Source organism: Pantoea sp. MT58 (assembly GCF_014495885.1).
GTDB classification, from domain to species: Bacteria; Pseudomonadota; Gammaproteobacteria; order Enterobacterales; family Enterobacteriaceae; genus Pantoea; species Pantoea eucalypti.
On sequence record NZ_CP061083.1, the window covers coordinates 3,676,732 to 3,690,507 of the forward strand.

The 13,776-nt window shown below is 56.2% G+C and carries 11 protein-coding genes and 1 pseudogene; all 12 read right to left on the minus strand.

Annotated elements, in window-relative coordinates; genetic code table 11:
- Positions 1-13: 13 nt before the first annotated feature.
- The 12 genes and pseudogenes from tssE to IAI47_RS17415 all read right to left on the minus strand — a co-directional run bounded on the left by tssE (position 14) and on the right by IAI47_RS17415 (position 13,698).
- Positions 14-469: a type VI secretion system baseplate subunit TssE gene (tssE, locus tag IAI47_RS17360; RefSeq protein ID WP_008926676.1), complete on the minus strand. Its 456-nt coding sequence runs from the start codon at positions 467-469 to the stop codon at positions 14-16.
- Positions 469-1,014, minus strand: coding sequence for a type VI secretion system lipoprotein TssJ (tssJ, locus tag IAI47_RS17365; RefSeq protein ID WP_008926675.1), 546 nt, complete (start codon positions 1,012-1,014; stop codon positions 469-471). The genes tssE and tssJ overlap by 1 nt, the downstream gene beginning before the upstream one ends.
- Positions 992-2,077, minus strand: a complete 1,086-nt coding sequence (tssG, locus tag IAI47_RS17370; RefSeq protein ID WP_008926674.1) for a type VI secretion system baseplate subunit TssG — start codon at positions 2,075-2,077, stop codon at positions 992-994. The genes tssJ and tssG overlap by 23 nt, the downstream gene beginning before the upstream one ends.
- Positions 2,041-3,795 (minus strand): type VI secretion system baseplate subunit TssF, encoded by a 1,755-nt coding sequence (gene tssF / locus IAI47_RS17375; protein ID WP_008926673.1) that lies wholly within the window; start codon positions 3,793-3,795, stop codon positions 2,041-2,043. Before tssF ends, tssG begins: the two co-directional genes overlap by 37 nt.
- Before the next feature lie 31 nt (positions 3,796-3,826).
- A pseudogene (locus tag IAI47_RS22145) lies at positions 3,827-4,061 on the minus strand (phosphatidate cytidylyltransferase); the annotation flags it as partial.
- Positions 4,010-4,243, minus strand: coding sequence for a CDP-alcohol phosphatidyltransferase family protein (locus IAI47_RS17385; RefSeq protein WP_008926672.1), 234 nt, complete (start codon positions 4,241-4,243; stop codon positions 4,010-4,012). The gene IAI47_RS17385 and the pseudogene IAI47_RS22145, both read right to left, overlap by 52 nt.
- Positions 4,244-4,286: 43 nt before the next feature.
- Entirely contained in the window at positions 4,287-5,888 is a 1,602-nt protein-coding gene (tssA, locus tag IAI47_RS17390; protein ID WP_008926671.1) for a type VI secretion system protein TssA, read from the minus strand.
- The gene (locus IAI47_RS17395) at positions 5,885-9,337 is read right to left on the minus strand and encodes an ImcF-related family protein (RefSeq protein ID WP_008926670.1); all 3,453 of its coding nucleotides are present in this window, start codon (positions 9,335-9,337) and stop codon (positions 5,885-5,887) included. Before IAI47_RS17395 ends, tssA begins: the two co-directional genes overlap by 4 nt.
- Positions 9,321-10,460, minus strand: coding sequence for a hypothetical protein (locus IAI47_RS17400; protein WP_008926669.1), 1,140 nt, complete (start codon positions 10,458-10,460; stop codon positions 9,321-9,323). Before IAI47_RS17400 ends, IAI47_RS17395 begins: the two co-directional genes overlap by 17 nt.
- On the minus strand, positions 10,457-10,714 hold the full coding sequence (locus IAI47_RS17405) for a PAAR domain-containing protein (protein WP_003855563.1): 258 nt from the start codon (positions 10,712-10,714) through the stop codon (positions 10,457-10,459). The genes IAI47_RS17400 and IAI47_RS17405 overlap by 4 nt, the downstream gene beginning before the upstream one ends.
- 18 nt (positions 10,715-10,732) lie before the next feature.
- A complete protein-coding gene (locus IAI47_RS17410) occupies positions 10,733-13,180 on the minus strand; it encodes a DUF2235 domain-containing protein (RefSeq protein WP_008926668.1) in 2,448 nt (815 codons plus the stop codon).
- The gene (locus IAI47_RS17415) at positions 13,168-13,698 is read right to left on the minus strand and encodes a DUF3304 domain-containing protein (protein ID WP_008926663.1); all 531 of its coding nucleotides are present in this window, start codon (positions 13,696-13,698) and stop codon (positions 13,168-13,170) included. The genes IAI47_RS17410 and IAI47_RS17415 overlap by 13 nt, the downstream gene beginning before the upstream one ends.
- Between the last annotated feature and the right edge of the window lie 78 nt (positions 13,699-13,776).

The window sequence follows — 13,776 nt, forward strand, 5'->3', positions numbered from 1 at the left end:
GTGTTGCCTGACCTTACATACGGGTTGCTGTGTCGAGATACTGCTGCTGTTTAAGATGGCGCAGGAGAACACGCCTTTCGGGCATAAACTCCGTGCCATATCGCACCAGTCCAACCCCTTTAAGTTCAGCGTCAATGGCATAGCGCAGTTCTCCGGGAATATTCTGCTGCTGAAGAACAACATCTATCTTTTTCAATCGGGGTTCATATTTGAGCAGCACGGCCGATAGCGTGCCCATCAGCTCATGGGCCGTTCCCGGCATCCCCTGCAGAATTCTGGTCATATCGGGCAGGCCGTAATCCGGCAGATGTGCAAGCGTGCCGGCACGGCAGTTAAGGATGCGCTGCATATTATCGAGTACTGACAGGATGAGCTGATTTTCCTCACTGACCTGGTTGAGACCAAGGCCACCGGTGAAATGGCCGGTGAGCATTTCATACAGCGAAGGTGTGTTATGTCCCTGGGTCATCAGCGGTCCTTAAACGGCAGTAGTGTCAGATGATTGTTACCCGCTTCCAGAATGCGCGGCTTATCGGGATCGAGGTCTTCACGCTGTAACACCCGCTTCCAGGTGTTGTTGACAGTATCCGGGTGGCGAAACAACCCCACCACCGCCACAAACTGCGCGTCGGCCTCCATCGGCATATTCAGGCTGACATCACCGCCCGGCTTCACCACCACATCACGGCTGGCAAGCAGGTCGGCTTGCAGAATGGCCTCTCCCTCTTTCAGCAGCTGTTGGTAGACCGTTTTGTCAAAGGTATTGCGGTCTTTCAGCTGGTAAACCCGGACCACCACCGGTTCAGACAGCGAGTTACTTTCCCGTGAATCGGTGTTCAGCGCTTCACGTGCGGTGAAATCCAGATGCAGCACATTAATATTTTTATAAAACAGAGCGTTAAATGCCGATTTGGTACCCTCAGTGATGCCCTGCGTTACCCCGCAGCCCGTCAGACTGCATGCCAGCAGTGCAGGTAGCCAGCACGCGGGATTAATCAAATGTGTACGTAACATGTCGGTTTCCTTGTTGTGGTGTGGCGGGCTGCAGGCCGGTGTAATAGCCCAGTTCCGTGGTAAAAGTCTGCGGGATGTCGTCCGGCAGATTATCTCTCTCCACACCCAGTACGCCGTTCATACCCAACCAGAAAGGACCGTCGCCGAGCGGTGGAGCGGCCAGCAGATGAGTCCGTGTGGTCAGGGTGATTTTTGCCTTAAAACGCCAGCCAAGATAAACGCGCAGCATCACCAGAAAATCCTGATACAGCAGGCCATCCGGCTTCCAGTTTTGCGACTCCTGCTCATTATCTGTGGACAGAGCAATCAGCAACTGGCTGTTGGCATCCATCGCCTCTTCGCCAAGCGGCGTGTTACCGTCCAGCAGAAAATCGTTATCACCGTAAAAACCCAGAGGCTGACTGACCTCCACAGGCCGAAGACAGTAAGGACTGACCTGCACAGTGGTATCCGGGGCCAGCAAAGTCACCAGTCCCTGCATCCCCTCCTGGGTTTTACCGGGCTGTTGCAGCACACCCAGCAGCGCCAGAAAGCGGGAGACGGGTGTGGCAATATGGTTAGCGGTGCCGGGAATACCCAGCCCCACCAGACCCAGAAGCGACTGCGAAATGGTGTCGGTCCCGCCGGGCTCAAATGTGGCCGGGTAAGAATATTTACGCCAGATGCGGTAAAACTGCGTCAGGATGCGGTGGCTGAAGATATCCAGAAACCCCTGCAGCGCTTCATGCCCTTCACGGCGCTGAGTGATGTCATCAAGATAGGTGGTCGGCAAGGGGGAATCGACACCATACATCCCCATAAAGGTTGTTCGGATGAGCGGAGGCCTGCTGTCATCAGCCTCGTCATAGTCGACAGCTTTCAGTTCACTGACCGGAAACCCCATTCCCGGATGCGGTGCAAATCGCACCGGGTCATCCGCCGGATGGCTGGTTGAGCCCATTAGCGGCCCGCCGGGATTACGCTTCTCCAGCAGCTGACATAAACGGTAAAAGTTAATGCGGTGAAGATCAGCTTCCAGTCGCGGGCTCAGCCGGGAATGCGGCGGTTGTGCTTCTCTTCCCATTGCAGGCGTTCTCCGGTCGGTTGCAGGATAATAATCAGGCGGTTAAACAGGTAGATATCGGTGTAGAGCGCGAAGAAGCGACTCAGCATCTCGCCAAATAAACAGATGTCGCCACGTCCGGCAAAACCGTGGCTTTCGAGCGTCACTTCGATCTGCACACCACGCACCAGGTAGCCCTGCTCAAAGCGCTCGGTTTCGCTGTGCTTCACGTCAATGATGGCTTCCAGGCGGCGGCGGTTCATCTCGCTGTCAGTCCACTCGTACAGCGCCAGGGTGCCGCGTAGCACGTCGGCGTTGTCCATCATCGACAGAAACCCGCTGCCGAGATGGCTCAGCACGCGCCAGTGAAAACGATCCTGTGCCGGGGGATAACAGGGCAGCGTCGGCGCGCAAAGGTTACGTACGGCGATGCTGGCCGAGGTGGTTTTCATCACCGTATCGAGAACCGTGCTCTGCAGCGCACGGCGTGGCAGCTGGCCGTTGGTGCCGGTGAGCGTCAGTGACAGACTTTCATCTTCCGGGACCGTATGGTTATCAAAGGCTTCGCCGCCGAGGATAAGCCAGGTGTTATGCAGCCCGGAAGGCCCCCGACGCACGCGGGTATGGTAGTAATATTCCGGCGCTTCATGCCGCATCATTCCGCCTTTGTGGCGAAACCCGGAAAATGGGACATAGGTATGCTGGCTCGATGACATCACCGAATCCACCGCATATATCTCGGTATGGCCATCCTGCACGCGCATCGGACGCAGCATATATTCAGTCTGCAGTGCGTTAAGCGTCAGCGGATCCGACTCCAGCGGGAACAGGTTGATTACCGGTACGCAGTTCAGGCGAAGGTGCTTTTCCGTAAAATTGAAATCATGCTCCCAGCGTTGCGCCAGAACCACATCGATTTCAAACCAGGGGAGCTCAGCCGGAAAGACCACTTTCTCCAGCCCACGCAGGCCCGTGAACATGAATTTCTCACGGAAGGTGAAGTACTCCAGCAGTAACTGGTAGCCGCTGAAGCTGCAGTTTCCTTTCGACCAGAGGGTATCGTCATCGCCAAATCCCAGCGCGGTGAAATGTCCGGCAAGCGGTCTTCTGTCCGTGTCACCCGGCATCCGTAGCCAGAGCTGCGCCGTGTTCATGGTAAAGGCTTCATGCATGGCACAGGCCAGGGGTGCGTCAGCATTGAAGTAAAGGGGTATCTGTCGGAGATCGACCCGGCTCCAGTCGGCAAGATGGCTGCAGTTAAAGCGCAGGCTGATGATCGAATGCCCGTCAGGACCCGTCGATAATCGGGCATATTCCAGTGACAGCGGCTGAAGGATAATCTCTTTGGTAGTGCTATAGCGGCAGCGCGTGCCCTTCTCACCGACGGGCCGCGAGTTCACCTCAAAACCTTTTACAATGCGCATCTGCTCTTTCATTTCACGCCAGTCGGGCGTGAACTCCACTACCGACATCGACGGAATGGTACGCAGGTAATGCGGCCACAGCAGGCTGACCAGTCCTTCGGTCAGCTCCGGCAGATCGTCATCAAGCTTCTCGCGAAGCCGGCCCATCAGGAAGGCAAAGCCTTCAAACAGGCGCTCCACGAACGGGTCACGCGCCCCCGCTTTATCAAGGTTGAGCATGGCTGCCTGATCAGGGTGAGCACGGGCAAACTCTTCACCGGCTTCCAGCAGGTAGCGCATTTCAGCGTCGTAATAACGCAGAGTTAAGTCATCCATAGCATTTTATTCTGATTGGTCAGGGGAAGGTTCAGGCGAAATAAAAACTGACAAGATGGAAAAAACCGGGGCGGCAAAACAGAGCGAATCAATACGATCCATCATTCCTCCATGTCCCTCGATCATCGCACCGAAGTCCTTTACGCCGCGATCTCGTTTAATCGCGGACTGCATAGCCCGCCCGCAAAGCCTAGCAGCGTAATCACCAGAGAGATCAGCGCGGCCTGCCACGGTGCGAAAGGAGTGACCCACCACAGCAGTGCGCCCATACGCTCAGGCAGGTAAACGCCAGGCTAAATGCGACGCACGCCATCAGCGCGCAGACAATACTGGCGAGCGAAATCTGGTTCGGTGTGATGTTCATTTTCCCTAACCAGCGGGCACTGTTTTGCGCCCAGCGCTTGTCGCGTGTGGCAAGCGGGCGGCGTTCCTTACTATTTATTTCCATCAGATAAGCTCATAAAAAGAGTCAAAGGGGGGAGTCAACGGATTCAGCCGCAAAGCACTGCGCTGCCTGCCGGATCGATCGCAATCAGATCGGACAAAAGCAAATCCATCTCGGGCTGAAGTCGGGATTTATCGGTTTCACTGCGTGTGGCTTTCATGCGCAGCAGTCTGAGGCGGCGTGATTTCACTTCAAACAGCAGTGCGGGTGTCCAATGCGTGAGGGTAATTGCCTGTGCGGCACTGTCGAGCTCACCCAGCAGATGCAGGGCCAGTTCATTCCTGCCTTTCTGTTCAGCCACGCGAGCCATCACCAGACGCAGCAGCCATTTGTCTTTTGTGGCGTCTATGCCCGGGCGAGTCTGCAGCCAGTGAAGTGTGGCATCCAGACCATCGGTGTCCGCTTTCTCCAGCGCTTCCGGCTCAAGGGCCAGGATTTGGTTATCCATCTCACTGACGGCACTGATCGGTTCATCACGCCAGCCTGACATATCATCCAGTACGCTCTGATTTATCCAGTTCAGCGTGACCTCATCGGCAAACGGTGTACCGTCATTAAAAGCCAGGGTTTCAAGCCCGATCAGGCGGCGCAGCAACCCTTTCAGGTCGGCGGCGATGATGTCTGCCAGCACATCCTGCCCCGACTTGATCAGGGCCTGGTGGATATACCACTGCAAATCCAGCCAGAGGTGATTGGCGCCACGCGAGAAGGTGCTGTCCGCCTGCTCCAGTATCTCTGACCAGCTCTGCTGCAGGTACAGACGTTTGAGCATGGCCCGCTGATCGGCCCGCGGCGGTTCGATACGCGTTTTCCCTTCGGCATCCGGTGCCGGAATCGTTCTCAGCGTGTCATGACGCAGGCTTTTCATCAGCCGGTGTGCTGCCAGCCAGCCGTCGGGCTGATCACGCAGATATTCCGTCAGGGTTCGGGCCTGGGCCAGCAAATCCTGACCAGAGGCAATACGACTCAGGCTCGGTGCGTCAGGTGCAGTGGTAAGCGTGGAGGCCTGGGAAAGTACTGTATTACCTGCATTCTGCGGCACCACAGCATCCACGCCACCCGCCTTTATCAGGCGAGATTCCAGCGCACTGTAAAGGGCATTCAGTTCCGGTCGGGACGCTTCAGGTTCAGCGTCAAGGTTATCGCGGATGATCAGCAGCGCGCCGGCGGTACGTAGTGCATCCTCGCGTACGACCTCCGGGTAGAGTGAGAGACTGTTCAGGAGACGGGGACCCGCGAGCCACTCCAGCGCGGCCTTCCGGCTGCGATCACGCTGTGGATGAAGCTGCATGCCGAAGCGCAGCAGTAAACCCGCCAGCAACTCAAGCCCTTCGGCAAAGCCTGCTTCGCCATCCTGATGCAGGCGCGCCCAGCAGTAATAAGTCGCAATCCGGATATCTTTGACCTCAGTGGTCAGTAACTTTTCAGCAAGCCCACATATCAGCCCGGTATCAATCCCGGAGAGTTTATTGACCTCCTCCCGGATACGCTGAAAATCATCATCATAGCCTGGGTCTTCTCCGGTCGGACTGACGTCACTTACCGGAGCTAACCAGGGGTGCCAGCTTTCTATCCGTGCCTGCGCCTGTCGCCGCAACTGAATTTCATCCGCCTGACATGCGGCAACAAGATTCTGCAAAATGCTCATTCGAGACCCTCCATGTCACTGTTTCCTGTATTAGCCATCAGCGCCTGCGCGGTGGCGGCGCTGTCCACACTGAATATCTGATCCGGCAGCGTGAAACCGCGCAGATCCAGCAGCGCCAGCGGCCCTTTTCCGAGTTGTGAGCGCAACACCCACTGCAGAGTACGACCGTCCGGGGCAGTGAAACTCATCATCCACTGGCTGCGGTCAAGCTGCTGGCGCTTGCCCTGCTCCAGCCAGCGAATAAACCCCCAGGTTCCGCTGTAGTCACCGAAGAGACGTGCCCCGGCGTTGACCGTAGTCCAGGTCAGCATGGTTCCCGGCTTGTAAGTGTCTCCCGGCCAGCGAAAGCTTTGCCAGTCAGCCATCTGGTTGAAATAGTACAGCTTTTGTCCATCAATGGTCAGTTGAGTTTCCACTACCTGAGGTGCCGGACGTGCCTGAAGTTCGAAGCTGATACCCTGACTGCCGTCGGTAAACAGAATGTCTGACAGCTGGCTCAGTTTATTGATGGCACGCAGGAACGTCGGGTTAAAGGTCAGCCCCTGGCTGTTGACCTTATCCGGTACCCACTGGCTACCTTCTTTGTGCAATACGCCGCTCAGTTCCGTGGTCAGGAAGCGTTCAATACGCCCGCTGTCCTTGCGTATAAACTCGGCCAGCATCGGCAGAGAGGCATCGCTTTTACTGGCGGCAAACGGGAAACGACCGTAAAAGGCAGTTTGCCAGTTCGCGACAACTGACCGGCTCCATTTGTCATTCAGACTGGCTGCCGATGGCTGAAGCACGGTCTCCCAGGCCTGGCTCAGTGGCTGCACAAACATCGTATTGCCAAACCCACTCCACTCTTCACCCAGACTCGCGGAAATCAGGCTGCCATACTGTTGAGTATCAGTGAGGTCCACGCTTTTACCCTGAAATACGGTTTGTGCCAGGTTTTGCATCATCTCCTGCGGATCAGAGGCACTGGCCACCTGTTGCAGGCGCAGACGCACGCGGGTGATACGGGTCAGATACGTCTGCAGACTCAGAGAGTTGTCCGCCGACATGACGTTGTTGCCCTTGTTTTTGCCCAGTAACTGCAGCAGTGGGCCAAAGGTCTCGTCCAGCGGCCCCTGCGGAATTGAGGCGGACTGGTCGATTGCAGGTTTGTCTTTCCCGCCTGTGAGGTCTTTAGCTGATTTGATGAGGGAATCTGAAAGGCCTTCGCTTCGCTGTCCGGTCTGCCCCTGCCAGGCGAGGGTATTCATCAGGGCAATCAGTGGCGACTGGCGGACATCACTCATGAGCGTCAGCTGGTCGGTGACGTCCGCAATATTGTTTGCCGGGTTAAGCCGCAGGCTGTTGAGAAAGCTCAGCCAGCTGCCGGCAAAGTCGGTGAAGTAACGCTGTATCAGACGTGCTTTCAGGGCTTCCGGCGACAGGTCTGACGATACTGCTTTACGGGAATCGCTCAGTACCCAGTCAATTTCGTCACGGCGGGAACTGGCAGCCTTTTCTATAGCCTGCTGAATGCCGCCTTCCCAGGCCTGGCGGGTGAACATGCCTGGTACCACTTCATCGGTGGTGAACAGACGACGGGCATCGGTGCCGCTGGTCATGTCGTCAAGAGAGAGATCGGCAAAGTTACGACTTACGGATTTGAGCATGTTCTCATACAGCGTGCTTTCTGCATTGCGGCGACCAATCTGCTGCAACAGTACCTGACGACTCTGACTCACCAGTTGTGCATCCGGTGTGACTGTCCACTGTGGTTGCTGAGGCAGTTCATTCATGTAGAAAGCCCACAAATCCGGGGAGAGGCTTTGCCACAGGCCGGTTGAAATGCCCATCCGCGTCGGCTGCACGTCTTTCATAATCCGGGCGTAAAACGCGCCATCGGCTTTATCCGGACGCGCCATCATTAACCAGGCTTTTAGCTGGTCATAGCCTGGTTTCGCCAGGAGGATCCGCTGGTCGCTATTAGGTGCGGAGTTTGCCAGCGCACTGACTTTCTGCATCAGGGCCGTATTCGCTGGATCGCGTATCAGCCGGTTGTTCGCCACGCCGTACCAGGGCAGCATCGCGTCGAGCAACTGCGGGTTGTGATCCAGACCGAAGCGCTGATACCACGGAGCGCCATCGCGAATACGGTGGTGAAGGCGTCCCGCATCATTACGCAGGGCATGCAGAGCCGTGAGGTGGTAATCCGATACGGAAGGATGCCCGACCAGACCATGAGCCTGCTGCGCAACAGAGACAATCTGCAGACGATTAACTGCAAACGACAGCAGCATCCCCGCGCCCCATACGCAAAGGATGGCCATCAGTGCCCAGCCAGTCGTCTGTTCCCACGCCATACCGACGCGGCGACCACGTATGCGGGTACAGTCATCCACTATTCCTTGCCAGGTCAACGGCAGAATCAGCGCATGACGTTGTGATTCCGGGAGATATTTCCCGACGCCGGCAGTTGCATCACCGGTTATTCCCTCAGCAATATCAGCAGGTTTACTCGCAGGCAGGCTGAACATCAGGCCCCGCAGCGGAACGCGCTGCTGGGAGGCAGATAACCAGGGTACCAGCTGCTGAGCCCAGCGCCTGATACCTCCCTCTTTAAGGTGCTGACCCAGGCGCAGCAGAAAGTCGTGGCTGTTATTTTCCACAACCTGTTGTAAACCCTGTGTCTGCAAGGCAGGCAGCATCAGTTCCAGCTGGTGAATAATATCGTCTTCTTTTGCACGCGGGGGGAAGCTTGCCCCTACTGCCTGTTCCGGGCGATTCTCCTGCGGCCAGTGGCTGTCGCACAATTGCCACAACCAGACGGGCGCTGAATAACGCAACAGTTCGCTGATTTTTTCCAGGCTGCGTAGATCGTTGTCACTGATTTGTGGGGTCAGATTAAGCGACTGCGGCATTACCCGGACAATACCGTCCAGAGGACGCCCGCAGCGCAGTTTACGCAGCGCGGTGTATTTTTCCTTATCGGGTTCAGAAGTCAGACTGCCGCCGTATATCAGGACGGTACGATTGCCTTCGAGCCACTGGTTTTCGTGAAGGCCCGGTACCAGCTGTTCGATTGCCGCTTCATCGCCAGTGATTAACAACAGACGGGTTTTACGCCGCCAGAAGAGGTTATAGCGGCGACGGAGATGGCTGCTGATGTCCGTGCTGAGAGTCAGACAGGGCATTCTTTTCTTTTTGACCGGTCTGGAAGAAGCCTCCCCCATCACTTTATCCCGTATCATTAAATGAAAAGCGATAAACCCCAGCACCAGTATGCAGAGCGACACTCCCCAGACAACAAAGCAGGCCGTTATGATTCGACGTATCAAAACCCATTCCGTGGAGAGATCTTCCCCCCAATACCACCACAGCAATCCACCTGCCAGCACAAGCAGCGTGATAGTGGCAACAAACAACACCGCCGTGGCAAGCACAGAAAATTCAGCGGGTTTATTTTCCTTCACCATAAGGTTTAATAATTCCAAGTGCGAGAGTATGAAGAGGGTCTTTGGCTATCCAGCCGCAGGGTTCTTGATAGTTTTTTGCGTAAAGGGCTGCCAGAACCAGCACGATAAGCATTTCCATATCATTGGGGTTGCCCCAGTTGAGGTCCTGAACGTGATGGGTCACATTCCAGCCGCTTTGCGCCAGGGCGGGCAGCGTCGGCTGTGAGAACAGCATGCAGGCGTCAGGCGGCTCTTCGCAGCCGCTTTGCTGCTCCGCTCGTTCGCAGGCTGCGGTTAAAACCTCTTTCCCGGCGATATCGTAAACCTCTCCACGGGTGAGGCTGACCAGTCCTTTCTGCGCGACCAGACACAGTGCAGCGGACTCACCGGCAGGCAGCACAGAATTAAATGAGGCCGCTATCGAATGACACCCGGCAACCAGAATGGCCTCTGTTTCAGGAAGCGTTTGAGCCGTTGAGGCAAGTGCAGACAGCGTCTCTTCGCCTTGCCATGCCTCCGGTTTTTTCGGCAGCACCACGTCCGGAAATGAAACCTGCATTTGGGTACAGAATGCATGCCAGGCATCCAGAGAACCCTGCCAGTAACAGCGACATAAGTGTGGGAGGGGGGAATCTGCGCTTTGCGTCTGCCATTGCAGCACCAGCATTTTTGCCAGCAAAGCCTCGCGTTCAGTCACCGTATCGACCAGTGTTCGACCAATACGCAGCGCTTTCCCGCCCGGCTCATTTTTTATCTCAGGAACCCGATGCTCGCGTTTTAACAGCCGCAGCCAGTGTGACGTATCGGTTCCGGCCGGGCCCAGCAGCACCATTTCACTGAGCGCGAAACGGTGTCGATGCTGCTTCCACCAGGCCTGCTGCTGCTGCTCAACCAGTTGTTCATAATATCGGGCGTTATGGGCCGAAGTCCGGTAATACAGCAGGTGTATTAACCAGAGCATGCCCATCAGGATCACCGCGCCAGCCATTCCTTTTATGGCCAGGCCGGCACCGTTCCCGGCAGGTTGAAGCAGCGCACCGCCCCCACCGCACAGCAATATCATCAGCGCGCCCGCTGACAACCATCGCTTTACCGCAGGAGGACGCGCAACCCGATAGAGTGGATACTCCGGTAACGGTCTCACAGCTCAATGCCACAATCGGGAAAGGAGCTCACCAGCGTACAGCCACAGGCACAACGGTGACCGTGCAACGCCACCGGCTGTCCGTCAACTTCCGATAATGAACTGCCTTCGCTGATGACCGTCATCCCATGTTTATTGCACTTCACCGCATCGCCTTTGCAGGCAATCCCGTTACCGAAGAGAAGATAATGCCCGCCCAGCACTTTTCCACCGTACTCCCGCAGGGTATCGCCCTCGCGTATCACTGCTTTCATCCTTAATTCCTCCCTGAATCAGGCCTTTACGGTTGCCTTTAGATTTTCCGCCCAGCTGGACTCAATCATCGATTTTGCCAGCGCCAGCCGCTGATCGCTGATGATCTGAGTTTGCTGTGCAACCACCGTGCCGGGCTCCATCGTTGGCGCCTGCAGCTGTGCGGCATCAGACAGCATCGGTAATGGTTTACCGGAAAGCAGATCGATGGCCTGTTTTTCGAAATAAATGCCCCCCGCGGTACCGGCAAGCCCCGCAAGTTTGCCCTTCACGGTTTTCTGTTTAATGATTACGGCCGCGCCTGCGGCAAGGGTCGCAGCGCCAACCACCGCCCCGGCAATCATCAACGGCGTCATCGGCTTACTGCTGCAGTTGCCGAAATAGATCATCCGGTAGAGGAAATAGCTGCCCCAGGGTTCGCGGGAGCCTAAGGCGTTGTGCATAAACCACGCGCGGGAATCATGAACCTGATCGTCAAACAGCGCGCGCGTCAGCCCGGCAGACCCGGTCGCGTTGCTCGCTTCTCCGGTCCCCGGGAAAAGCACGTCCTTGCGATCGTCACCCGCGGTTTTTATTTTCAGCCACTCACCGTACTGATTGTCGTTATTCAGCAGGAAGACGGCGTTACTCACTGAATCGATGACGGTAAACCGCCAGTTCCCGGTATCCGACCGGGAGAGGCCGCTGTAATCTTCCCTGAACTCTTCGGCGGCCTGGCGCAGCTGAGTTTGCGCCAGTGCGGCGTCGAAATCCTTCGGACCCGGCGGAAGCATCAGGAAGCCCTTTTCCGCAGTGTGGGCGGCTTTCATGGCCCGGCGAGTATCGTCAATTTTTCTCTTTGCTTCTTTCCAGTCTGCCTCAGACTGCTTTCTGACCAGCGGATCGCTGTCTTTATCCAGCCCGTTCGCCGCCGAATCAACATAGAAGCGCTGTGTTTTGTAGGTTCCACCGGCATAGCGATTGATACGCCACGCGGTGATCCAGCCCATCTGATTTTCAAGGGCTTTCTCCAGGCTGACCGGCGCGCGTGGCGGATCATAGTTTGCGGCTTGTTCGGGGGAGAGGGGTTCATCGGGAGCTGTAAGGCCGAGGGTTATTTCGCGCCAGGCATTGAAACGATTGATTAATATTTCTGATATATAAAATTCCCGTCCTAAATCAAAAGGCATAGTTCTCCAAGTGCTTTGTGCCAAATCCACAGGCAGCACTTCCTTAGGTACTTTTAAGGGGGCACCAGATCCGAAGGCAGAGGCATACATTTCATGTAGCGCTATTTGTGACAACAAATAGCCGTCGTTGTCTGCATTGGCCTTTCCCTGATCCCCCGGTGGATAGCCTCCCCCTAAATCCGAGTGCATTCCCGGATAAACTACCTCAAGGCTGTTCGCCGGATACCTACCATCCGGGCGGCGAATCGAATCCAGTGGAAAGCAGAGCCGCTGCTCATGAGAAGAGACCAGGTGGACGCACTTCTTAACCAACCCGCCGTAAGTCTTCTCAGCCGGCAGCTCCTGGGTCCCGTTCGCCCAGCCCATATGCCCTTCCGCCACCGGGGCGATATGCGCCACGCCCACCGAGGCCACGGTATCCAGCAGGCCGAGGAACTCCACGCTGAGCGGAATTTTCAGCCCGTCCACCGCCAGACACTGCTCGGGTTTGTCTTTTCCCTCCTCAGGCTTTGGCAGCAGCTCACTAAGCCAGTTAACAAAAGCCCTCGCCGCTGCTGCCCCGCGCGAAAAGCCGTACACGTAAAGTTTGATCCCCAACAGCTTCGGCTTTCCAGGTTCAACAGGTACCAGGGCCTTTTGCAGATCTGGTGTCATCTCTTTCAGCAGGCTCTGGAAGGTCTCAAAACGGTTGGCCGCGCCGGTCAGCCCAAAGGACGCCACAGAGGTTGCCATTTTATTCACCGCGCTCCAGCTCACACCGTTCGACAGACTCTTCTTAGTTGTCGTACGCTTCAGGGCATCGATAATCCGCAACAGACCCCAGTTGATGCGGTCCTCACCATAGGTCGCCGCCGCCAGGCCCATCATGCTGAAATCCAGATCGTTCACCTCGGGAAAAGGCGTCCCGACGCCGGGAATATAATATTTGTAGTATTTGTCATCGCCGCTGCCATCAGCATCCAGCGACTCCTCATCGTTTACTACTCCCCCGGCAGCCCCCTGCCCGATAGTAGCGCGAAACAGACGGGCAATATTGGTGGGGTGCTTCGGGTCAGCAATATATAAGTCATGATTAAGGTTATTGCCGGTGCCGTCGAAAAACAGGCTGATATGCAACGTTTTACAGCACGGGGGCTCCACGCGTCGCCCGGCGGCCAGACACAGTTCCTGCCGGTACGCAAGCTCGTGATTGTCCTGCTGCGCGCAGTTTTTACCGACCAGCGCAGCCTGAGTGGGTAAACGCCCCTGAGCCGGAAACACCGGCGGGAACCACGCCAGTTCGGTGATTATTTCGGACATACTCTGGGCTCCGGCATCTTAAGAGGCTCTTTGATCGGGTGTTCCGGATGGCCATAGTTCGCACAGCTGGTCGTCACTTTCACCTCATCGCAGGGCAGAAAATGCACTGTGATCCCGCAGGTTTCCTGCCCCGAATAGTCCGGTACCGGTACCACCGCGCTGTGCTGGCGATTATTAGCACTCATTTTTTTTTCCCAGGCCAAATACTTTTCCGTATTTGCAAATCCCGGAAATCCTTTTGTAGATGCTTCACCACTTTCCCAGTCAATTTTTACCGTCATTCCGGGCCGCCACTTCGCCGGCACACCATAGCAGCAGCCACCACCTCCCCCCTGCCAGGGGCCAATAGCATCAATGCCGGACTGACCATCGACGCTGAAATGGTTGATGGCCCATTTGGTATGGTTGATTGCCTCTATGGTTCCACCACCACCCCGGCTTTCCGCGTTCGCCTGCTGCTGGCTGCAGCCCGTCAGCAACACGGCACTCAGTACCACGAGGTAATGTCGTATTTTCATTTTATATTCCTTTAATAAAGAAACAGATGATGTGCGTCCTGCTTAGCCATGCCCCTGTGGGATGGCATGGCTAAGCAT

Excerpts from the sequence above, each read along its gene's own strand:
- IAI47_RS17385 (WP_008926672.1), bottom strand. The coding sequence starts at position 4,243 with ATGGAAATAAATAGTAAGGAACGCCGCCCGCTTGCCACACGCGACAAG.
- IAI47_RS17395 (WP_008926670.1), bottom strand. The coding sequence starts at position 9,337 with ATGGTGAAGGAAAATAAACCCGCTGAATTTTCTGTGCTTGCCACGGCG.
- tssF (WP_008926673.1), bottom strand. The coding sequence starts at position 3,795 with ATGGATGACTTAACTCTGCGTTATTACGACGCTGAAATGCGCTACCTG.
- tssG (WP_008926674.1), bottom strand. The coding sequence starts at position 2,077 with ATGGGAAGAGAAGCACAACCGCCGCATTCCCGGCTGAGCCCGCGACTG.
- IAI47_RS17410 (WP_008926668.1), bottom strand. The coding sequence starts at position 13,180 with ATGTCCGAAATAATCACCGAACTGGCGTGGTTCCCGCCGGTGTTTCCG.
- tssE (WP_008926676.1), bottom strand. The coding sequence starts at position 469 with ATGACCCAGGGACATAACACACCTTCGCTGTATGAAATGCTCACCGGC.
- tssJ (WP_008926675.1), bottom strand. The coding sequence starts at position 1,014 with ATGTTACGTACACATTTGATTAATCCCGCGTGCTGGCTACCTGCACTG.
- IAI47_RS17405 (WP_003855563.1), bottom strand. The coding sequence starts at position 10,714 with ATGAAAGCAGTGATACGCGAGGGCGATACCCTGCGGGAGTACGGTGGA.
- IAI47_RS17415 (WP_008926663.1), bottom strand. The coding sequence starts at position 13,698 with ATGAAAATACGACATTACCTCGTGGTACTGAGTGCCGTGTTGCTGACG.
- tssA (WP_008926671.1), bottom strand. The coding sequence starts at position 5,888 with ATGAGCATTTTGCAGAATCTTGTTGCCGCATGTCAGGCGGATGAAATT.